Annotated in this window: 20 protein-coding genes and 1 riboswitch; of the genes, 9 read left to right on the top strand and 11 right to left on the bottom strand. The window is 56.3% G+C overall.

Annotated features, from left to right (window positions below):
• Nucleotides 1-47 precede the first annotated feature (47 nt).
• From AC0IM9_RS04890 to AC0IM9_RS04880, 3 genes are all read right to left on the bottom strand, one after another.
• Nucleotides 48-782 (bottom strand): hypothetical protein, encoded by a 735-nt coding sequence (locus AC0IM9_RS04890; RefSeq protein WP_482803260.1) that lies wholly within the window; start codon nt 780-782, stop codon nt 48-50.
• Nucleotides 783-871: 89 nt separating this feature from the next.
• Nucleotides 872-3,142 (bottom strand): cytochrome c peroxidase, encoded by a 2,271-nt coding sequence (locus AC0IM9_RS04885; protein ID WP_482803259.1) that lies wholly within the window; start codon nt 3,140-3,142, stop codon nt 872-874.
• Between the two features lie 275 nt (nt 3,143-3,417).
• Nucleotides 3,418-4,425, bottom strand: a complete 1,008-nt coding sequence (locus AC0IM9_RS04880; RefSeq protein WP_482803258.1) for a hypothetical protein — start codon at nt 4,423-4,425, stop codon at nt 3,418-3,420.
• A gap of 53 nt (nt 4,426-4,478) precedes the next feature.
• Nucleotides 4,479-4,555, bottom strand: a riboswitch (cyclic di-GMP riboswitch).
• Nucleotides 4,556-5,367: 812 nt separating this feature from the next.
• Between AC0IM9_RS04880 and AC0IM9_RS04875 the strand changes: the two genes are divergently transcribed.
• Nucleotides 5,368-7,488 (top strand): hypothetical protein, encoded by a 2,121-nt coding sequence (locus tag AC0IM9_RS04875; RefSeq protein ID WP_482803257.1) that lies wholly within the window; start codon nt 5,368-5,370, stop codon nt 7,486-7,488.
• 138 nt (nt 7,489-7,626) lie between these two features.
• Here the strand turns inward: AC0IM9_RS04875 and AC0IM9_RS04870 are convergent, their stop codons facing one another.
• From AC0IM9_RS04870 to tusD, 7 genes are all read right to left on the bottom strand, one after another.
• On the bottom strand, nt 7,627-8,130 hold the full coding sequence (locus AC0IM9_RS04870) for a hypothetical protein (RefSeq protein WP_445370995.1): 504 nt from the start codon (nt 8,128-8,130) through the stop codon (nt 7,627-7,629).
• A gap of 266 nt (nt 8,131-8,396) precedes the next feature.
• Nucleotides 8,397-9,137 (bottom strand): hypothetical protein, encoded by a 741-nt coding sequence (locus AC0IM9_RS04865; protein WP_482803256.1) that lies wholly within the window; start codon nt 9,135-9,137, stop codon nt 8,397-8,399.
• Nucleotides 9,134-9,877, bottom strand: coding sequence for a type III pantothenate kinase (locus AC0IM9_RS04860; RefSeq protein WP_482803255.1), 744 nt, complete (start codon nt 9,875-9,877; stop codon nt 9,134-9,136). The genes AC0IM9_RS04865 and AC0IM9_RS04860 overlap by 4 nt, the downstream gene beginning before the upstream one ends.
• Nucleotides 9,874-10,902, bottom strand: a complete 1,029-nt coding sequence (gene birA / locus AC0IM9_RS04855) for a bifunctional biotin--[acetyl-CoA-carboxylase] ligase/biotin operon repressor BirA (RefSeq protein WP_482803254.1) — start codon at nt 10,900-10,902, stop codon at nt 9,874-9,876. Before birA ends, AC0IM9_RS04860 begins: the two co-directional genes overlap by 4 nt.
• A gap of 12 nt (nt 10,903-10,914) precedes the next feature.
• Entirely contained in the window at nt 10,915-11,499 is a 585-nt protein-coding gene (locus AC0IM9_RS04850; RefSeq protein WP_278211442.1) for a PilZ domain-containing protein, read from the bottom strand.
• Nucleotides 11,500-11,585: 86 nt separating this feature from the next.
• Nucleotides 11,586-11,942, bottom strand: a complete 357-nt coding sequence (gene tusC, locus AC0IM9_RS04845) for a sulfurtransferase complex subunit TusC (RefSeq protein WP_140910684.1) — start codon at nt 11,940-11,942, stop codon at nt 11,586-11,588.
• A 7-nt stretch (nt 11,943-11,949) separates the two neighbouring features.
• A complete protein-coding gene (gene tusD / locus AC0IM9_RS04840) occupies nt 11,950-12,339 on the bottom strand; it encodes a sulfurtransferase complex subunit TusD (protein ID WP_278211441.1) in 390 nt (129 codons plus the stop codon).
• Between the two features lie 125 nt (nt 12,340-12,464).
• On the opposite strand from tusD, the gene AC0IM9_RS04835 reads away from it, so the two are divergent.
• The 6 genes from AC0IM9_RS04835 (at nt 12,465) to AC0IM9_RS04810 (ending at nt 19,933) form a co-directional block, all read left to right on the top strand.
• The gene (locus AC0IM9_RS04835; protein WP_482803253.1) at nt 12,465-13,916 is read left to right on the top strand and encodes a M48 family metalloprotease; all 1,452 of its coding nucleotides are present in this window, start codon (nt 12,465-12,467) and stop codon (nt 13,914-13,916) included.
• A 464-nt stretch (nt 13,917-14,380) separates the two neighbouring features.
• Nucleotides 14,381-14,620, top strand: a complete 240-nt coding sequence (rpoZ, locus tag AC0IM9_RS04830) for a DNA-directed RNA polymerase subunit omega (protein WP_064021268.1) — start codon at nt 14,381-14,383, stop codon at nt 14,618-14,620.
• Nucleotides 14,621-14,625: 5 nt separating this feature from the next.
• Complete coding sequence (locus tag AC0IM9_RS04825) at nt 14,626-16,809, top strand: RelA/SpoT family protein (protein WP_140910681.1); 2,184 nt, start codon at nt 14,626-14,628, stop codon at nt 16,807-16,809.
• A 1-nt stretch (nt 16,810) separates the two neighbouring features.
• Nucleotides 16,811-17,206: a deaminase RidA gene (gene ridA / locus AC0IM9_RS04820; RefSeq protein ID WP_482803252.1), complete on the top strand. Its 396-nt coding sequence runs from the start codon at nt 16,811-16,813 to the stop codon at nt 17,204-17,206.
• A gap of 57 nt (nt 17,207-17,263) precedes the next feature.
• Nucleotides 17,264-19,366: an ATP-dependent DNA helicase RecG gene (gene recG, locus AC0IM9_RS04815; protein WP_482803251.1), complete on the top strand. Its 2,103-nt coding sequence runs from the start codon at nt 17,264-17,266 to the stop codon at nt 19,364-19,366.
• A gap of 3 nt (nt 19,367-19,369) precedes the next feature.
• Nucleotides 19,370-19,933 (top strand): chorismate--pyruvate lyase family protein, encoded by a 564-nt coding sequence (locus AC0IM9_RS04810; protein ID WP_482803250.1) that lies wholly within the window; start codon nt 19,370-19,372, stop codon nt 19,931-19,933.
• A 9-nt stretch (nt 19,934-19,942) separates the two neighbouring features.
• On the opposite strand, the gene AC0IM9_RS04805 is transcribed toward AC0IM9_RS04810, so the two are convergent.
• Nucleotides 19,943-20,605, bottom strand: a complete 663-nt coding sequence (locus AC0IM9_RS04805) for a zf-TFIIB domain-containing protein (RefSeq protein WP_482803249.1) — start codon at nt 20,603-20,605, stop codon at nt 19,943-19,945.
• A 197-nt stretch (nt 20,606-20,802) separates the two neighbouring features.
• Between AC0IM9_RS04805 and AC0IM9_RS04800 the strand changes: the two genes are divergently transcribed.
• Together AC0IM9_RS04800 and AC0IM9_RS04795 are read left to right on the top strand one after the other, a co-directional pair.
• Nucleotides 20,803-21,330 carry a gamma carbonic anhydrase family protein gene (locus tag AC0IM9_RS04800; RefSeq protein ID WP_482803248.1) on the top strand — a complete coding sequence of 176 codons (528 nt, stop codon included), beginning with the start codon at nt 20,803-20,805 and terminating at the stop codon, nt 21,328-21,330.
• Nucleotides 21,331-21,781: 451 nt separating this feature from the next.
• Complete coding sequence (locus AC0IM9_RS04795) at nt 21,782-21,976, top strand: hypothetical protein (protein ID WP_140910675.1); 195 nt, start codon at nt 21,782-21,784, stop codon at nt 21,974-21,976.
• Nucleotides 21,977-21,979: the final 3 nt, after the last annotated feature.

The following is a 21,979-nucleotide window of genomic DNA, read 5'->3' as shown; positions in this document are numbered from 1 at the left end:
GGCGCGGCACGTCCGGCCCCGACCGCCGGTGGCTGAGATCAGGCCGATTATTCGCTTCGGCGTTTTTTCAGACCCAAGATACCGATCACTCCGGCCAGAAACGACCACACCGCCGCCGGCAGCGGTACCGGCGAGGCTTCCAGATGGTTATCCATCCGCACGTCGGCGTATAAACCTTCGGTCTGGCCGGCCGCCAATTCGAAGCCGAACAGGCCGCTAGTGCCGGCTCGTGACACGTTCAGGTCATTGAACGCGGTATCGACCCGGTCGGCACCTTGCCACAGGCCGTCACCGTTAAAGAAATCGATCGCCACGGAACTGGAATCGGTGGCCGAGCCGGCCGCCGCGCTGAGCAGATAATCCAGACGCAAATTGATGGCGTAGCGATCGCTGCCGTTATTGCGAAACTCCAAGCCGTACCAACCCAAATGGTGCGCATCCAGGGTACCGTTCGCCAAGGTGCCGCTGGCGGCAAAGGTGTAATTGAAATCGCCGCCGGTCGACAACTCAGGATTGTTGGCGATCACCGAGCCGACGCCGTTGATTTGCACTTGCGAATATTCGTCGCCGGGATTGGCCGGAGCCTTGATCTGCTGGAAATAGCCCACTATCTCCAGGCCGGACAGATTACCCGGATTGCTCAGGTTGACGATGCTCTCAATACTGTAACTTAACGCTGCGGAACTGTTGAAACTTGTAGCGGCAGTCGCCGTACCCGCGGTAAACAGCCCCAACCCTGCCAGCCATACCAGAACGGCTCTGTGTTTTATTGAAGTTTGCATAAGTTAATCTCTACTTGACTTTTGTGTCCGGAAATCCCGCGCGACTCGACGGCGCGCGGGCCGGTGTTTTCGATACGGCATTCAGCCGCTCAGTGCGCCAACAACTGGTCGAACGGCAACAGCGGGTCGACTGAACCATTGGCACCGACGGCCGGGACGACTAATACTTCGTCTTGCGCCAGATCGGTTTGCAACGGATTGCCGGATACAACAGCTTCATGGTTACCGTCGTGGCCGTTCGGCACGATCACCTCCGGATGGTCGAACGGCGCTTTTTCATAGCGCACCCGGTCGTCAGTGAACGACTTCAGGTACGCGATCAATTTGGCCCGGTTAGCCGGCGAATTGATCGACGACGAGATGGTACCGACCTGCTCGTGCAAAATATCGTTGTGGAAATTGCCTTGCCGGCCATAAAACTCGATCACCTGCTCCAGCGTTGCCATACTGCCGTTATGCATGTACGGCCCGGTCAGCTCGATATTACGCAGGGTTGGAACTTTAAAGGCCGCCTTGACTCCCACGCCCAGATTTGCGGCATTGGCTTCGTTGCGTGCCGCGCTGGGCGACGGAATGAAAGCTGTGGCCGGATCCGCACAGTTTTGATTGCGCGACACACCCTCCCGACTGCCGTCCGCCTGGATACCTTCCACTGCGGTAAAGTAATAAGGCTCGGAAACGTCGGCATTAATCGCGATCGCGGTGATGAAATCGCAAGCGCGAATATCCTTAACCAGACGATCCTTGATCCCGGCGGGACGGTCCTGCAAATACTGAAGGTACTGAGCGGCAAAGGATAGCGGATTGCCGAAATCGTCGAGACCGCCAACTCCTGGGTCGCCATTCGGATCGGCAACACCGGTGTTGATGTACCCCAAGTCCATCAGCAAAGGCATGCCGTCGCTACTGAAATCCCGGGTTACCGGATTGACATATTGGGTCATGCCGGCTGCTCGCGCGCCGCCGGAAGGACCGAACGCATCCGGTCCGTACGAAATTGGTGTCGCTGCCAAACCAAAGGTTTTGCCGGGCTCGGGCTTTAACAACGCCGCATTGGTAGCGACCGCGGCCAGACTCAAGCTCGGGCCGGCATGACACAAATTACAATGATTGTTGAAAAACAAGTTGCCGCCGTCTTTCAGCGCTTGGCGCTTGGCCTCGGTCTCGGCCGGCGTGGCGCCGACAATATTGGTCCAGGTCGGGCGCAGACTGGCATCCACCGGGCTCAAATCGAAAGGTGATTGATCCGCCACCAAGGTCGACTGGTAAAGCTGGAGCGCCAAGCCGAAGAACATCGGGAAATTGGCCTCCATTTGGTTGTAGGCGGTTTGTCCCGGCGGAGCACCGAACGGGCCAATGCCGCTATAAGACCAGTATTTGGCATTGAAAGCCTGCATGATCAGATTTTTATAGGTGGTATTCAGGCCGGGCTTTAGATTTCCGATGCTGCTCAAGCTATAGGGGCCCAACACACTGTCTTCGTGGTGCACCTTCTGATGTTGCAAGGCTTGGCGTCCCAACAGTTTGCGGCCGATATCGGCCCACGTCCGCTGCCGGCAGCTCATTTCGGTATCGCTCAAACCCGGCGCCGTCGCCAACGATGCTAGAGACGAGTTCTCCAGATGCAGCTTCTCTTTAGTCACCGAGCGTGAATTGAGTTTGACCCAAACCCCGGCATTCGGGTCGCGTTCGCCCCAGGGGCTGCTACCATTGAAGATGTCGTTGGCCCGCCCGTCCCAGAAATTGCGGTGGTTGAACACGGCATTGATTACAGTCGGCGCATTCCGCGGCTCCACCCGCCGGGTACCGGTTTGGTTAACGTGAAACACCGCATCGACGCTACGTGAACATTGGTCGGCAGTGCCGCTGAAACGCGAAGCACCTTTGAATTCGCCGCTAAAGGTACCGGACGACGCCACCACATCATCGGTGGTAAAGGTCACGGCGCTGAATTTATCGGCCGGATTGGACAGCCGGTGCAACGGAAAGTCTTGCGAACGCAAGGTATGATTGGGGCCACCGCCGCCCGACGCCAACGTATCGAACGTCTGCCCGCTGGCTTTGCTGCTCTTGGCGCCGGGATTCAGCTGATTTTTGACCCGGGCGTCGGCCCCGGCGTGAAAATGGCAGGACCCGCAGGCCATGCCGTCGCTACCGACGTTCATATCCCAAAATAAGGCCTTGCCCAACGCAATCGCTGCCGCCTTATTCACCACGATCGGGCTGGAACCGTCCAACAAACCTGGCACCGGCGGCACCGGTACCCGCTGTAACGATACCGGAACCGGTCCGTGGGCCGCCACCGGCAGCGCCGCCAGTGAAGCGATCGCTATTAAAAAGATTCTCGGAAATACCTTCATACCTGCCTCGTAAAACCCGCTATTCACCCGGCGCCGCATCTGCTTTGGCCCCGGTCTGGGAGTCGGATAAAGACTGAACCTGCGCATGCCTTCGATTGCATCCGTTCAGTCGAAACCAAAGAAATCAGGGCCGGCCCCAACCTAGACCACCCCGGGAACCGACCACTAAATTATTGTGAGCGCCAGCTAATCGGGGCAACATCGGACACAAGGCATTTGGACCTTGTTACCCGAGCACGCCCCATTCGGCAAAGCGGATAGGCTGGCGCTATAAGCTAGACCGGTTTTTTTCGACCCAGCGCGGTAAAACCCAATAGAGCCGAACCGAACATCCAGACAGCTCCGGGCAACGGCACCGCACTGACTCCGGTATTGTTGATAGTCAACATATAGTTTTGGCCTGCACCGATTCCGCAATTTTGACCATTGGCATTATCATCCGGGCAACTACCCGCCCAGCCGATCAAGTAATAACCGGCTTTCAAGCCCTGTAGGGTCAACATCGCCTCGCCGGCACTCAGGGTCGCGAAACCGGTGTAGACGTAGGGTGAATCTTGGTTGACGTTGGTCAGTGCCGTACCATTCAGCGGATCGCTGGCACCACCGCCGTATTGACCGACATTTCCGGGGTTGGTGGCACCCGCGAGCAGACCTTGAATCTTATCGCCATCGCCGTTAGTGAAGGAGTAGCCGGCATTGGCATAACCGATCCATCCGTCATGGCCGCGCACTATGTTTCCGCCGCCGCCTTCACCCAGCCAGCCGTTGCTGCCCTGAGTCAAATCGGCGCCGGGCACACCCAACAATCCCGTGCCGCCCAGGCCGGGAGGCGCGACGTAACCGGCGACACCGCCATCGTAAGGCCCGCGCACCTGACTCCAGGCATGTCCGTAACCGCTGCCGTCGGCGGCACCGGTAACCATGGGCGCGGTTCCACTGGTCCAGATCGAAAATCCCGGATAGTTCATCGGCGCCGTGCCGCCGTTTTGTTTCAGATTGACCGTGACATCGAATCGAGTACCCGCGGCGACGTCGGCATCATCGCCGACTTGAAAAATCCTGAAGGGTGGCGTATGGGTCCAACCGTAGTTAAAACCGGTACCGTAGTCAGCCCAAGCCCTTTTCGGCGCCTTGCCGGATAAGCTAGCGCTGTCGCCGGCGTCGATAACACCCAGACTGGCCGGACTAATAGCGGCGGCCTGTCCGGAATAAGCGGCCATAACGCTGGCGCCGAGCGCAGCCAGAATTGCGCGGCGTAAGCTCTGTTGATTAATGCCTATCATATTGATGCCTCAATAACTGATTCGAAGTGAAGAAATTGCATAATTGCCTAGTCCAGGGCAGTCAGGCCGTCTCGCCGTGAGACCCCTGAATTTCCGTCTCCTCCTCGCGGCAGGTTCGGCTTTTTCCCGGAGGTGATATCGCTTCCGTTATCACTCGAATGAGAAAGCACAATTTGTACCTATTTTTTTTAATTAATTTTCAATAAGTTACAATAAATCCAGCCAAGGCTTGCGGATTTTGCCGCAGTATTGGCCGTCTGCGGCAACGCCTTGGCCAGCACGACAAATCAACACTAATACCTAATTAAATTCATTAACTTATTAAACATTCACAGCAAAAAACGGTTAGCAGCCGATCCGGCATCGGTAGCGCGGTGTAGCCGGAAAACAGCTGGGTAACGACGGCTAAGCGCCCGGCAGGCCTAAGCTGCAACTCATACTCTAGTCCTTTGTTTTAACTAATGAATTACCCATAGACACCGTTTGTGTAAGTCCGGTTGGCCAACCGCAAGTCGCCTGCAAATGCATAAAAAACACACATACTGTGTGATTTCACTTAGCGTGTGCGCGATATCACATAATTTGGATTTACCCGGCACCTGCATCCGGGCAACAGCGTAAGTCCGGCACCACCACTATCGGACGATCGGATACTGAGATCCACACCCGCGAAAACCGCGCAATCCTTAGGTTTTCAGTCGCGCCGCCTAACACTCGAAAACTCGCGGAAACGATAGTCGATAGCAAACCGCCGATTTTCCCGTGCAAGCCGATCGCCAGACAAAAAAACGCCAAAATTTTGATTTATAAAGGATTTATATAAAAAAGGCATGGCTATTGCTATCCGCAACTATCAATTGACCGCCCGGTCCGAGGTAGCCGCACCGCTGCCTTGTACACCATCGGCTCAATCGCATGGCCTGAACAACGACGGATAACATTATGAAAATACGCTATAAACGCGCGCTGGCATTCTCGGCTGCGCTCGGCATCGGAACCATTGTGACGCCACCCCCGGAAGCGCCATTTACCGGCCACGGCGACCCGGAAGTTTTAAGCCGGTTGTACCAGCGCTGGAAATATGCTCACGAACAATCCTCCAGCCCGGACAACTTGCAAATCGGCTTGAGCTATTCCAAGGCATTGTCCGCACGCTTCAGCCCGGCCGCCGGCCACCTTCAACTGAATCTGCGCACCGGGCGCTTGCAGGCAACGGTATCGGGTTTACCGGAAACCGGCCAATACGAACTTTGGTTGCTGGACAATCATAAGCAGTCTCGGCAAGGATTGCGCGTCGGCCAACTGGAGCCGGCGGCGGGCCGCCATGGTTTGACGCTGCAACTCGACCCGCAGCGAATGCGGAACTTTACGCTTGACGGCGCGGCAATCGTCCTAGCCGGAACCTCTCCCGAAAACGGCGGCCTGCTGTTCGGCTCGCCCAACCTGCTGCAGCGGCTTTATTTCACCGAGCACGACTGGCCGGGCGCGAACCTGGCTGCCGCCGGCGGCGAGATCGCCGCGAATCGCCTGCCGTTCGAATTCTTACTGCCGAAGACCGCTCAAGCCGGCAATTTCGGGAGCGAACCACAGTTAGCGCAGCTGATAGCCCGCGGCCAAAAAATATTTACAGAAGAGACTTTCGGCGGCAACGGACGTACCTGCGCCACCTGCCACCGGCCGGATAACAATCACACGATCGACCCGAGTTACATCGCCAAGTTACCGAAAAGCGACCCGCTGTTCGTCGCCGAAACCCGGCCGGAATTGGCCGATCTGGAAAAGCCGGCACTAATGCGCCAGTTTGCCTTGTTCGTCGCCCACGCCGACGGCTTCGACCGGCCGCCGGTGATGCGCAGTTCTCCCCATCTGTTGGGCATGGCCAATACCCTCACCTTCGAGCGTGCCGTAAATCCTGGTTACGGCAACGGCGAGTTTCCGCAGGACGAAGAATACTTCAAACGCCACGATGACGAAGCGCAGCAATCCGGCAGGCACACCGAAGCCATAGGCTGGTCCGGCGACGGCGCCCCGGACGGCGGCTCCTTGCGTGACTTCGCCAAAGGCGCGATCAAGCAGCACATGCCGAAAACATTGATCCGGGCCGAAAACATCGATTTCAGATTACCCAGCGAAGACGAACTCGACGCCTTGGAAGCCTATATGCTGTCATTGGGGCGTCGCGGCGAATTGAATCTCGCCAATATGTATTTCAAATCGCCTTTGGTGCAAAACGGCCTGATGTTGTTCAATACCAAGAACAATCCGAAAGCGGCCGACGGCTCGGTGATTTTCGGCGCCACGGCAAACTGTAACGGCTGCCATTCCAATGCCGGCGGCATCAGTTCGACCACCAATGCCAATCCGACCCGCGATACCGGTGTGGAACGAATGCGCGACCAATTGCACCATTTGGCCGACCCGACGCTGGCCTATGACGGCGGCTTCGGTCAGATCCAACAAAACGACTGCGGCCCGAATTATGACGAAGTCTGTTTTAGCGACGGCAGTGTTGCGCCGAGCGGTACTACCTCGCGACCGGCAGGACACCATGGCTTGAACCGTTTCAATACGCCGTCCTTGGTCGAAGCGGCCGACACCGCACCGTTCTTTCACAACAACAGCGTAACGACGCTGGAAGAAAGCGTCGCCTACTACAGCTCCGATGCCTTCAACAGCTCGCCCGGCGCATTTACCTCTAGTAAAGCGAATCGGCAAGGCAAATTGGATTCGTCGCAAGTAATAGCCGTAGCAATGTTCCTCCGTACGATCAATGTGCTGGAAAATATCCGCAGCTCCAATTCGTTGGACAAAAAAGCGTTGGAACAGAATGGCGAACAAAGTATGAAGTCCCTGAAGCTGGCAATCGCCGACACCGAGGACGCGGTGGAGGTATTACAGCAAGCGGTAATCAATCCCTATCCGGAAGCTTTGGAAAAATTGCAGCAAGCATTGAATCTGGAGGCAATGGCCTGCAACCGATTTTTTCCGGGCAAAACCGGTCTGCTGCGCCGAGCGATTGCGCTGAAAGAGCAGGCCCGCAACCTGATGGTTAGCGGTGGCTAGGCCAAGCGGTATGGAATATTGCTGCGCAGGCAAGGCCGACACTGCCGCTTGCAAGCCTTGCCGCGGCGGATTTCGGCAGGCATAAAAAAAGCCGGCGAGGCGCGCCTCGTCCGGCTCTGGAAGGACTTAAGCCGGAGCTTAAGCTTGGACCAGCGTTTTCCGGCGTCCGGTGTAAAGGAAACCCAACAAAGCGCTTGTCATGAACCAGATAGAGGCGGGAAGAGGTACTACAGAACCACCGCCTTGGTTAGCAGCAGGCTTGATATCGAAGCCGTACAGCAAAACCAAATTGTTGGTAGGCACACTTGTTTTGGCAAAACTCAACAAATACATGTTGCCAAGCAATGAGCCATTAGCCGCTTCACCCAGCCACTTACCCGCATCCCACAGACCCAATTTAAAGCTGCCGGTAGCAGTGTAGCTACCGATACCTGTAAATGAGTAAAGTGGTGCGGCGGTATTCAAATCAGCATTTGCTGCGAAAATACCGAAAGTTTCAGAGCTCGGTAATCCAAACAGGCTAATTGACAAGAAATTACTATCTCCGTCAGTTGACTCCCAAATGGTACTCGCAGAACTTGCAGACGAAACGGCCAACAATAACGCGGCAAGCCATAGTCTTAAAGATAAAAGCGTTTTCATGGATATTCCCCATTAGTTAACGTTAACAAACGGCCATTCCTCTGGCCATACAACTGGAATTGGCGCTTTTTCCGAAATTGCCGCCTCCAAGCCGAGAGCAAAGACCGCAGCCTCCACTCCAAAATAGACTATACAAAAAACGTGCCAAAAAATCCAGACTTGGGATTTCAAGGAATTAGCTCGGCCGAACAGTAGACCATGTAAAATAAGCTGACACAAATTCCGGGAATTTAAGTCATTCGCGTTTCGGCTGCGCCATTTTGGCGCTATTTGCAATCCGCAGCCGGAATCCGCTGATATCCGCCGCTCCCCGGAAAAGCGGCAGCGGCGCCGAAATGCAGGAATAAAGTCTGGCGGGTTTTGCTGCGCTGCCTAAGCTCCGCCCGGACACCACGCGCGGCAAGTTGCTCCTTAAACGCCAGCGCTCTCGTTCTATCGACAAATACACCCAAAGATAGCGCTCCTTTAATCTCTCCGTCCGGAACCATCCAGACGTCGTCAATGCCTTTGGCGTGCAACGTCAACTTGTTAAGCCGAGCCTGTTCCGCATCCTTGGCCGGGGGCAAGTAGAGCTGGTAATCGGCGGAAACCGTCGTTTCGCGCACAAACGGCTTCGTGAAAAGCAAGGGTTTGCCGCGCAGCCAGCGCTGCAATTCGCGGTCGTCGCTGAACGGCCCCGCTTCGTAACAAATCACTCGAACCGGCTCCGGCTTCCCGGTTGCCGCCGGCAGCGATTTTTTTTCGGATTTAACCGCGGCACCCGCCAATTGTTTTGGCTTAGGCACCGCAAAAGCGGCGGGCGCGGCCAAGCGTTCCAGTTCGGCGGCATCGCGATCCAGGACCCGCGAAATCGCCACGCTACGGAGCGCGGCATCCCGTTCGGCGACCAGTACAATCGACGGCAGAACGGCCTGGACTTGGTTGGCCGGCGTCGACGCACCAAAATGGAGCTTCCAGAAAAAAAATAATACATTAGCCAGACACAACAGCAGAAAAACCTGCTTCATCCCGATGCCTCCGCTTCAGCGCAGTAGTGCAACAAGCCTTTGAATACCAGCTGCGAATCCAACACTTTGTCGCCTGCAACTTGCTCCGCTAACTGTGCTGCATCGCCCCCCGTCAACAGCAATCGATACGGTTGGTTTTGCCGGCCCAGCGCGGTTTCGACCAAGCCGACAGCCGCCCACAGCACTCCGGCGTCGATCGCCGCATCGGTATCGGCCGCCAGCCCCCCCCCTCCGGCACCGGCGGCAACCGGTAAAGCGTGAGTATTCGCCGACAAGGCTTGCTTCATTAAACGCAAGCCGGGGCAAATCAAGCCTCCCTGGTGCAGCCCATCGGCGGCGACAAAATCGACGGTAATTGCCGTACCGCAATCGACAATACAATTGGCGCCCGGATAGGCGTGCAGCGCGCCAATCATCGCCAACCAGCGGTCGACGCCTAATTTTTCGGGCTTGACGTAAGCGCTGGTGACACCGAAGGCTTGGCCGGCAGCGCTCGGCTTGACAACCGTGGCAGCAGGCCACATCACCTGAGCCAATCCAAGCACCTTTGTCACAACTTCCGGCGCAGCAACTGCCGCTAGCCCGATTTGTTCCGGTTCCGATAACGAGGTCCAGGCCTGGGTCAAAACCGACATAAAATCCGATTCGCGGTAATTCAAATAGCGCGGTTCGGCGATCATTACGGAGTCAGCCAGCGTCCATTTCAGGAAGGAATTGCCGATATCGACCAGCAAAATCATGATTGACGTAGACTCACTTCACCGGATGCAAAGGCGCGTATTTCGCCGTCGGCCTGACGTAGTAGCAGCAAACCTTGATCATCAATACCGGCCGCTTCTCCGCTAAACCGCTGCTCGCCCAAAAACACACAGACCGGACGCTGCAACATACAATCGTAGCTGCGCCATTCGGCCAACCAGTAAGCAAGAGTGCGCGATTCAAACTCGGCTAAGGCCGGCAGTAAATGGTTTAGCAATTCCGCCGTCAGCCGGTTGCGCATACCGTGAGCACCATCGGCCAGGATACGATGCAGGTCCACCCACGCTTGGTCAATCTCTGCCGCATCTCGGCCGGGCATGAACACATTTAGCCCTAAACCCATCACGGCATGGCAAGGCCCGCCGCTTTCGCCGCCGACTTCGATCAATATGCCGGCTAACTTACGTTGCCGCCAATAAATGTCGTTAGGCCATTTCAAGCCAACCTCTTCGACGCCCAATGCCCGCAGTGCCCGCACCACGGCCACGCCCATCGCCAAACTCAAACCGCTCAAAACAGTCGGTCCGCCCTGAAAACGCCAGAGGATAGACAAATACACATTGTGGCCGAAGGGTGAAATCCATTTCCGGCCACGGCGTCCGCGTCCGGCGGTTTGCTGCTCTGCCAGGCAAACCACGCCGCTCTCGCCCGACTCGCGCGCGAGCTCGAGTAAACGCCCGTTGGTGGACTGGATACGGTCGTGGATCTCAATGCGTCGCAGCAAAGCTGAAGCATCCTGAGTCAAATGCTCCAGAATTTGTCCTTCCTGCAACAATTGCAACGGCTGGTTCAAGCGATAGCCCTTTCCGGAAACCGCAAGCAAATCGACACCGGCATCCGCTAGCGCCTGCTGGTATTTCCAGACCGCTGACCGGCTGATACCCAGAGATTGCGCCAACTCGGTACCGGAGTGGAAACGGCCGTCGCCCAACAGCCCGATCAACTGTTTGAGTTTCGGCGCCAGCGGTGTGGCTCCATCCGCGACCCCGTTACCGGATTTGGACATAAGGAACGCGGTTCAGGATTCGTTTTTGTCGCGAAGTTGTTGCAACTGCTTTTTGATGACATGCTTGATCAACAATTCGCGGTTGTCTTCGGTCAGATTAATGTATTCCACACAAATCGCGAACGGCCGCTGCGGATTATCCTGAGAAATGTCCTTGCATTGCACGACTCTGGCGTAAGCGACAATTACCGCCATGCATGAGGTCAACAGCATCCGCAGCTCGAGGATTTCACCGACCGCAATCGCTTGTTCGTTACTGAACGCCAAGCCGGTGGCGCTCAGACTGACTTCTCGAGTATCGTGCTCGGAAAACTTATCGGTCTGGGCATTGATTGCCTGCGCGATCAGGTTGATTTTGGTGTCGATAATCTTCAGATATTCGAACATTTCCGGGTCGCGCCGTTCCAGGCGCGGCCCGAGCATCCGAGCTTCTTGAGCCAATACGTCCAGGGCTGAGGACAAAGTGCAATTGCTCAATACGTCGTTGGAAACATGGCTGGCGGCGTCGAAATTCTTTTTATCGATCACCTTGTGCAACAGGTTGATAGTATCGTTGACCCGGAAATAGCGCCGTTTTTCTTCAATTTCTTCCGCCATGGCGTGCTCTATCCTCGTAAAATAATTTGGAATGTTTAAACGGCAATTCTAGCCGATGCAGCGTCGGCCGGGTAAAGCCGGGGACATCAATCGGGAATGATCGTTGTGAAACCGCCGATCAAATCATGGACGTCGCCCCGGCCGACCAAACGTACCGGCAAGATCAATTCGTCCGCCGTGAGCCCTCTTGCCTGCAAGGATTCGCGCTCCAGATACAGTTCCGTCACTTCGTAAAGCTCCAAAGCCTTAAAAATAGCCGAGGTATCCTTCAGCGCCAAACTTTCCGGCTGTTGCCGCGCCAACAGCTGAAACACGCCATCGTCCAGCCACAACACCGCCACCCGCTGATCGAACGCTGCGGCTGTTAATAAGGCGTCTAAGGTTTCCGCCAGGCGAACCCCAGTGTACGGTGGCCGGCGCATTACGAACAAAAACGACTTCATGGCCGCCTCAAGCGAATATCAAGCTGCGGTCGGCCAACAACTCGGCCTCCAGCCACTGCCCCAAGCCGGCGATCCGAAACCCGGGCGCGACATCGTCGTCGAGCTTGCCTTGCCGGCGCGCTTCGTCGGCACACAATAAGCCGCGACGCTGGGCAGCGGAAATACAAACGGCTAGATCGACTCCTCGGTCGAGCGCCAATTCCGACCATTTTCGCCCCAGTTGCAGTTCGTCCTCCGGCGGACTGGCGTAGCGAAAAGCATGGTAAACCCCGTCCTTGTAAAAAAATACGCGAACCACCTCGTGACCGGCATCGAGCGCGGCCGAAATAAATCGGTAAGCACATAGTCCGGAGTTGCCGGAGCAAGGCCCGGCATTAACTTGAACGGCATATTTCATCGCACTGTAGAATATTGTCTTTGCAAAAACATCGTTGCATTTTAATACGCGCCCACCAATCTTGCCTGTTTTGCCGCCGAGCATTCGCGATGGAACCAAATTCGATACCTCAGGTCCGATCCGCCATGAGACTAATACCCGTTACGCTCGCCCTTGGTTTGAGCCTGTTTTGCCCCCCGCCGCATGCGCTAGAAATTGACAAAATCCAGTTGCCGGACATGGGCGACTCCGCCGGCGCGATCATCTCGCCGATTCAGGAAAAGGAATTCGGCGAAGCCTTCTTCCGCAATCTGCATCGGCAAGCCGAAATCAGTCAAGACGTCGAAATCCAGCAATACATCGAGAACATAGGCCGACAACTGGCATCTCACAGTGATACGCCGTCCAACCCGTTTCATTTCTTTGTCGTGATGGACCAGAACATCAACGCTTTCGCCGGCCCCGGCGGCTATATCGGCGTCAACTCGGGGCTGATTTTGCTGACGGAAGCCGAAAGCGAACTGGCTTCGGTCATGGCGCACGAGATCGCCCACGTCACCCAACGCCATCTGTATCGCTCGATCGAAAAAGCCAGCAAACTGTCGATTCCGACCGTTGCCGCGACGCTGGCGGCGATCCTGATCGGGACCCAGTCGCCGAACATGGGACAAGCGGCGCTGATGGCAATCCAGGCCGGCAACATTCAGTTTCAAATCGACTTTACCCGCGACCACGAGAAGGAAGCCGACCGGGTCGGTATGCAGACGCTGGCGGAATCTAACTTTGACCCGCGTGCGATGCCGGCGTTTTTTGAGAAACTTCAGCAGTCTAGCCGCTACTACGGGAAAGGCGTTCCGGAATTTTTGAGAACTCACCCGGTGTCGGAAAACCGGGTTGCCGACACCCGCGGCCGCGCCGAAATTTATCCTTACCGGCAGTATCCCGACTCGCTGGCCTACCAGCTTGTCAAAGCCAAGTTAGCGGTGGTTACCGCGAGGGATACCAAAGCGGCAATGCAGCATTTCACTACACTGGAAATGCAAGGCACTAGCGAGCAACGCGCGGTCGCCCGTTACGGCATGGGTCTGGTGCAATTGCAGAATCTGCAATTTGCGGCCGCCAACCAAATATTCCAGCAGTTGGCGGAACAATACCCCAATCAACCTCAATATATCGCTGCCTTGGCGCGCACCGCCAGCGAAAGCCACGATTACGATAAGGCCGGCAAACTCTACGAAGCCGCCCTCGCCCGCTTTCCGAACAACGTTGCAGTGAAGATCGAATATACCCGCAGCCTGTTGAAAGGCGGACGCGCCGAACGTGCCAAACAAATCCTACAAAGCCTGCCCGAAGACCAAAAAGACCAACCTTACTACTACGAACTGCTCGCGCAAATCTTCGCCGACCTGAAACAACCGGGCGAATCCCACCGCTATACGGCCGAATATTATTACGCCAGCGGCGATACCGAATCGGCCATCACTCAGATCCGGCTGGCCAAACAACAAAACGACCTCAGTTTTCAATTGCAAGCGATCCTTAACGAACGCTTAAATTTTTTCCTGAGCGAAGAAGAATCCCGCCGAATGGAGCGCTGAAGCAAACATTAGAAAACCCTAACACTCTCTAAGCTTCTGTTTAAAAAAATCAATTTCGAGGCGAAACCATTTCTTCGCAAAAAAGGCATTTTTTTGTTGGACACTCCGATTTTTTTAAAATACACTTCGGCCACCTTTTACGGAGTGCATTCAACCCGACAGGGTTGTATCTTTGAGGGGGAGGGAAGCGGCCTGTAACAAAGGCTGACAATAATAATAATAAATAGTAACTGCTTGACTAAACTGCCTTAAGGCAGGCGTCCAACACAATAACAATAATAATTACAACAAACAGGACGGGCCCGCGCTGAGCGGGCTTTTTATTGTCCGTCACCCTGCCTTGCCCCGCCGCCGTTCCGTATCTGGCTTAAGACTTGCTTTTGTCTTATAATTCAGCCCTCTCCGCTTGAAACCTTTGCGGTTTTACAAGCTTCCAATCCCATAAACTCAACCAAGGTTTAATCATGGCCCGCGTGACTGTCGAAGATTGCTTAGAAAATGTAGAAAACCGCTTCAAACTGGTACTGCTGGCCAGCAAAAGAGCGCGCCAGCTGGAAAAAGGTGCCGACGAATTCGTGCCGCGCGGCAAGGATAAAGACACTGTAGTGGCACTGCGCGAAATCGCCGCCGGTTTCGTCACCGAGGAAAATGTCGACCGCCTGCACCGCTCCAGTTACGTCTCCGAAACCCACCTGGAACTTTAAGCGGTATGCCCGAGATAGCAGCCAAGCCGACTCCAGCACTTCCGGCCATAGAACACCCGGAAGAAAAACTGTTGCACCAGCTGTGCGACGTTCTGCGCAGCTATCTCGACCAAGACCAAATCAACGATATTGTACGCGCCTACCATTTCGGCGCGGCAGCCCACTCCGGCCAATTCCGCCGTAGCGGCGAAGCCTATATCTGCCACCCGGTTGCGGTTGCGATCACGTTGGCCGGCATGCATATGGATGCCCACGGCATCATGGCGGCCATTCTGCACGATGTAATCGAAGACACCCCCATCACCAAGGAACAACTCGGCGAACAATTCGGCGCCGAGGTTGCCGATCTGGTCGACGGCGTCACCAAACTGTCCAAGATCGACAGCCGCTCCCGCGCCGAAGCGCAAGCGGAAAACGTCCGCAAAATGTTTTTAGCCATGGCGCAAGATCTACGCGTCATCGTCGTCAAGCTGGCGGACCGGCTACACAACATGCAAACCATGGGCAATATGCCCCTGGACAAAAAGCGCCGGATCGCCAAGGAAACGCTGGAAATCTACGCGCCGATCGCCAACCGCCTCGGCATGAACGATGTCCGCCACCAGCTAGAATCGCTGGGTTTCAAGGCCCTGTACCCGAACCGTTATGCGGCGATCAACAATGCGGTAAAAAAATCGCGCGGCAACCGCAAGGAAATCATCGACACCATCCAGAACGCGATTCAAAACCGGCTGAAAGAATCCGGGCTGGACGGCACGGTAGCTGGACGGGAAAAAAACATCGCCAGCATTTACCAAAAAATGCTGAACAAGCGGATTTCGTTCACTGACGTGTTCGACGTATACGCGTTCAGGATTTATTGCTCCCAAGTGGACGATTGCTACCGCGCGCTCGGTTGTGTGCACAATCTTTATAAACCGGTACCCGGCCGGTTCAAGGACTATATCGCCCTGCCCAAAGCCAACGGCTACCAGTCGCTGCACACGATTCTGATCGGCCCTTACGGGGTACCGATCGAGATCCAGATCCGCACCCACGAAATGCACCGCCTGTCAGAATCCGGCATCGCCGCACATTGGCTGTACAAGTCCGACAACGATAAAAGCGAGACGATACAGGCCCGTGCCAACGAATGGCTGCGCGACCTATTGGAAATTCAGAAATCGGCCGGCGACTCGCTCGAGTTCATCGATAATCTCAAAGTCGACCTGTTTCCGCAGGAAGTATTCGTGTTTACGCCGAAAGGCAAGATCATCAAGCTGCCGCGCGGCGCTACCGTGGTCGACTTTGCTTACATGGTGCATACCGACGTCGGCAACGCCTGCATCTCGGCCCGGATCGACAAAAAACTGGTGCCGTTGCAAACCAAGCTGGAAAACGGCATGACGGTCGAAGTAATCACCGCTACCTGGGCCCGACCCAATCCGCTGTGGCTAAACTACGTGATCACCGCCAAGGCGCGCAGTTGCATCCGCGCCTATTTGAAGAATTTCAACCAGCAGGAAGCCATCAACCTCGGCCGCCGCCTGTTGGAAAAAGAACTGCACAGCCTGGGCATCCAACTAGAAAGCGTCGACAACACCCGGATTCTGCAGGTGCTGCAAGTCTTGAAAAAGCACTCGTTGAACGAATTGCTGGAAGACATCGGCCTCGGCAACCGGATGCCGTTCCTGGTCGCCAAACGCATCAGCCAAACCGACGTCAACGCCGCAGTCAAACTGGACGATAACGAACCGCACCATAAAACACCTTTGATTATCAAGGGCACCGAGGGCATCGTCGTCAGTCTGGCCAAGTGCTGCCGGCCGATTCCGGGCGATCCTATCATCGGTTTTTTCAACCCGGGCAAAGGCATCGTGGTTCACCACCACGAATGCCGCAACAGCAACGAAGTCCGCAAAAAACAAACCACCTGGCTGGATGTGGAGTGGAGCCCGGAAGCCAGCGGCGAATTCCCGGCCGAAATCCGGATCGAGTTGCTGAACCAGCGCGGCTCGCTGGCCACGATTGCTTCGACCATCTCCAGCATGGACTCTAACATAGAGAACATCAACGTGGTCAGCCAGGACGACCGGGTCTCGGTGGACTTGCTGGTTCTAGCCGTGCGCGATCGGGTACACCTGGCCAACATCATCCGCAAATTGAAAAAGCTGTCCATCGTTTTAAAAATCACCCGCATCAAGGCATAACATGAGCAAGGAAACCATCTCCACGCCGCTGGCGCCGCAAGCCATCGGCACTTACTCGCAAGCCGTCAAAGTCGACAATACCGTATACCTGTCCGGGCAAATTCCTCTGGATCCGCAAACCATGCAAATGGTCGACGGCGACATCGACCTGCAAATCCGCCGGGTATTCGAGAATCTGAAGGCCGTGGCCGAAGCCGCCGGCGGCAGCTTGAACGACATCGTCAAACTGAACGTGTTTCTGACCGACCTGAGCCATTTTCCGATCGTCAACGAAATCATGGCCGAATATTTCCACCAACCCTACCCGGCCCGCGCCGCGATCGGCGTTGCCGCACTGCCCAAATCGGCCGGCGTCGAAATGGACGGCATTTTGGTTTTACCCAACGAATATTACTGAGCTCGGCGCCGTGGCGGCGGACACAGTCGCCTTAGCCCTGTCCCAACCGTAGCGACGATGCGCACCGAACCGCAACAGCATCCGGACCCGCGGCTGTTGCCGGTCACCGCCTTGAACGGCATCGGCGCCCAATCGGCCGCCCGCCTGGAAAAACTCGGTATCCGCCATGTGCAAGACCTGTTGTTCCACCTGCCGTTACGTTACCAGGACCGCAGCCGGATCACGCCCCTCAACCAATTGCTGCCCGGTATGACCGCCTTGGTCTGTGGCCGCGTCGAATTCACCGACCAGATTCAACGCGGCAGAAATAGCGTGATTTGTCGCATCGCCGACGGCAGCGGCGAATTGTCGCTCCGCTTTTTTCATTTCTCGGTGCAGCAAAGCCAACAATTGAAACCCGGCGTACAAATCGGCTGTTTCGGCGAAATCCGCTACGGCTTTGCCGGGCTGGAAATGGTTCATCCGGAATACCGGCTGGTCGACGATCCGGCGCAACTGATCGAGCAGACGCTGACACCGGTGTATCCGTTAACCGAAGGCGTCTCCCAATCCGCATTGCGCAAAGCCGCCCGCCAGGCTCTGAGCCTATGCCTGCACAGCCGCGATGCGATAAAGGACTGGTTACCTGCCGAACTGCTGCAAAGCCGAGACTACCCCAGCCTGCAAGACGCTTTGCGCACGCTGCATACCCCGCCGCCGCAGCTTTCCGCGCAGATATTGAGCGGAACGCCGTTACCGGCGTTGCGGCGTCTGGCGTTCGAGGAATTTCTGGCCCACCATCTGGCACTGTTGCAAGGCAAACTGGCCTACAAACAATGGCCGGCGCCGACTCTGAGCCTGGATGCGCAGACCAAACAGGCCTTTCTGGCCGCTTTGCCGTTTCGGCTGACCGCCGCCCAGCAGCGGGTGGCCGCCGAAATCGAGGCCGATTGCCGGCAAAACCGGCCGATGCTACGCCTGGTGCAAGGCGATGTCGGCTCCGGCAAGACCGTGGTCGCCGCGCTGGCCGCACTGGCTGCACTCGCTTCCGGCTACCAGACTGCGATCATGGCGCCGACCGAATTACTCGCCGAGCAGCATTTTCGCAATTTCAGCCATTGGTTCGCCGACCTGCCGACCCGAGTGCTGTTTCTGAGCGGCCAACTCAAGGGCAAAACCCGGCAGCAAACGTTACAATCGCTGGCCGACGGCAGCGCCGGGATTGTGATCGGCACCCATGCCTTGTTCCAGGACAGTGTGCATTTCCACAAACTGGGGTTGATCGTCATCGACGAGCAGCACCGTTTCGGCGTCCATCAGCGTTTGGCCTTGCGCGAAAAAGGCCAAACCGGCGGTTTGCGGCCGCACCAGCTGATCATGACCGCAACGCCGATTCCGCGAACCTTGGCGATGCTGCAATATTCCGATTTGGACATCTCGGTGATCGACGAACTGCCGCCGGGCCGCAAACCGGTCGCAACCAGCGCAATATCGTCGGAACGTCGAGCTGACGTGATCGGCAGGATCGAACATTGGGTCGCTCAACAACGCCAAGCCTATTGGGTTTGTACCTTGATCGAAGAGTCGGAAGCGCTGCAATGCGAGGCGGCGGAAAAGACCGCCGCCGCATTGCGTGAGGCCTTGCCCAAGGTACGCATCGGCTTGGTCCATGGCCGACTGAAAGCTGCCGAGAAGGACGCGGTGATGCAGGCGTTCAAAAACCGGGAGTGCGACCTATTGGTGGCAACTACGGTGATTGAAGTCGGCGTCGACGTTCCCAACGCCGGCCTGATGGTAATCGAAAATCCGGAACGGCTGGGACTATCGCAATTGCATCAGTTGCGCGGCCGGGTCGGGCGTGGCAATCAGGACAGTTATTGCCTGCTGCTCTACCAAGCGCCGTTGTCGCAAACCGGCAAACAACGCCTGGCAATTTTGAAACAAAGCAACGACGGCTTCGTCATCGCCGAAAAAGACCTGGAATTGCGCGGCCCCGGCGAAGTGATGGGCACCCGCCAGACCGGACAGATTCAATTTAAAATCGCCGACCTGGAACGCGACCGCGAACTGCTGGAATCGATTCCGGCCGCGGCGCAGACCATCGTTCAACATCATCCCGAAATCATCCAACCCCTCATCGACCGCTGGATCGGCCGCAGCCGCCATTACGCCGAGGTTTAGACATTGCCCGACAAGAGTTTCCTATTTAAACGCCCGCCGCTGTGGTCCGCCCACGAGACCGCAGCACAACGACAATTAACGCCGGAGTTGCAATCCTGGCTAAACGAGACTGGTTCGTTAACCAAGCGCTTGCGCGGGATTTACGGCAACCGCTTCGGCGTCGAGTTACTGTTCCACCGTTGGAAACCGGCATTCAACGACGAGTGCCGGCTGCTGGCATTGCCGCCGGCGCGTTACCAGTTGATCCGCGAGGTTTTGCTGCATGCCGATGGCCGGCCGCTGGTATTGGCCCGGACCGTGTTGCCGGACCCGACCATCAAAATTGCCCACCGCAATCTGTCTCACCTCGGCAATCGGCCGCTGGGGGAAGTCATTTTTGCTTATCCCGACCTGGAGCGCCGCCGGCGCCAGTTCAGCCGCGCCGAGCCGAACCAATGGTCGACTGCTGTGCAAACCAGGCTCTCGATGGCAGGGCCGACTTGGGGCCGGCGTACGGAATATGCGATTCACGGCCACCCGTTGTTGGTCGCCGAGTTTTTTCTGCCCGCGCTGCTGCAAAAGGTTTAGGCGAATCCATTACTCGAACAATTTGAACACGACCTCTGCAATCGTCTCTAGCACCTCGAACTCACCGCCGGCCTGGTTGGTAGGTGCCGCATAGTTGCTGCGAAATTCAGTTTTCGCGGTTTCGGTCCGGCCTCTGGCTTGGCGTTCCACTGCCTTTTTCCGATCGAGCAACTGGCCGCCGGCCTTTTTCCATTCCAACAAATGAGTGATCTGGCCGTTATCCAGCCACACCCCGTGGCCCTTGCAACGGTTGACGACCACACCGCTCTGGTAGCCGTAAAGCATCCGGTTCATTAACACCTGACAGACCGGACATTTCAAATATTTGACCGGACGATCGGCTTGGTAACGTTCGCGGTTGATGTTTTGCAGCAGAGGCAGATTGAAGTCGGCCACCGGCGCAACCGAGTCTTCCAGCAGCACCTCCAGTTCGCCCGGATCGAAAAACAAGCCGAAACACTCGGAGCAACGCTCGATATGCAGCGTACCTTCACGGCTCAACGCAACGGTTTGCAGTCCGATTTCGCAGTTAGGGCATTGGCGCTTAACACCGGCGTCGGCGACGCGAACAGCTTGTCGCCCGAGTAAGTCCATGTCGTTACGCACGCCGCAGTACCGGCATACCTGACTATTGGCCGGCAGCGGCGCGGCACAATTTGCGCAGCTCGCCATCAGCATCTACCCCTGCGGCGACCAACCGCATTGGAATCCCACGTCCGTTCAGCCCGCCAAGACCCCGAAAGGCCGGCATTTAACGGGCACCGGCGCCACACTTTTAACTGATCTGCCATCAATCCTCGCCACACTGGAGAACACTCCGATAATTGCGTAATATCGCCGCTCAATTATGGCAAAAATACGGAGTTGCAGTGGCAATCAGAACTTATAAAGGCAAATCCCCCCTGATCGGCGCGCGCGCGTTCGTCGACGATACCGCAGTCGTGATCGGCGATGTAGAACTGGGCGAAGACGTCTCGATCTGGCCTACCAGCGTCGTGCGCGGCGACGTCGAACGCATCAAGATCGGTAACGGTACCAACGTCCAGGACGGCGCGGTATTGCACGTCTCCCACGCCGGCGACTTTTCGCCGAAAGGCCATCCGCTCAATATCGGCCGGGGCGTCACGATTGGGCATAGGGCCGTGGTCCACGCCTGCACGATAGGCAATTACTGCCTGATCGGTATCGGCGCCATCGTCATGGACGACGCCGAATTGGGCGATTACGTGATGCTGGGCGCCGGCGCACTGGTGACGCCGGGCAAGAAATTGGAAAGCGGTTTTTTGTATGTCGGCGCCCCGGCCAAGCAAATCCGAGCCCTGACCGATGCCGAAAAAGAATTTTTGGAATATTCCGCCAAACATTACGTCCGTCTGAAGGACGATTATCTCGACTAATCGCGCCGTTGAGCAAAATCAGCCGACAAGCTAACTAAGAATACCCATTCTGTCGCATCCAAGCGTTGCTAAGATCGCCGGTCCGTTCGCCCAAGCACGAACGGACCGGCGACTCCGATTTGTAAAAGGCTTGCCGAAAACCGGCTCAAGCCATAATATTGATACGATATTTGTTTGACAAGCCCCTGCACTTGCTTTATTGTTTCGATTCGACACTAATTGACGAATCGAAACAGCCACAAGCCGTTTCGTTGCCAGACCACTCCCGATCCGGATAGCTCCAAGGCAACCGTCCGTTACAACCGACCCGTCGGTAAATCCAGGCCGCGATCATACACACCCAATGCGGCGAGTGTCAGACTGCAGAGGTCCGCGCCGGATGCGGGCCGGTTTTAACAATAAGTTTTCGGCGGTTTACCGGCCGAAGCGACAGCTAGCGAGGCGCAACACCATGTCACAAGTTACAGAAGAAAAACCGGAAAAAGATAATTTCGTCCTCTACGTCGTGTTGGTCACAGCCGTGGTCGTCGGCGCGATTTTGGCGGTCAAGATGAGCGAGAATGAAAAATTCGCCCCCATCAAAGACCAAATCGCCGAAGAGCACCGGCTGATGAACATCCGCGTCATCGCCAATCGCGAGGATTAAGTT

The organism is Methylomonas sp. Uni0011 (assembly GCF_056850255.1).
This window is presented reverse-complemented; position numbering and strand designations above follow the sequence as displayed.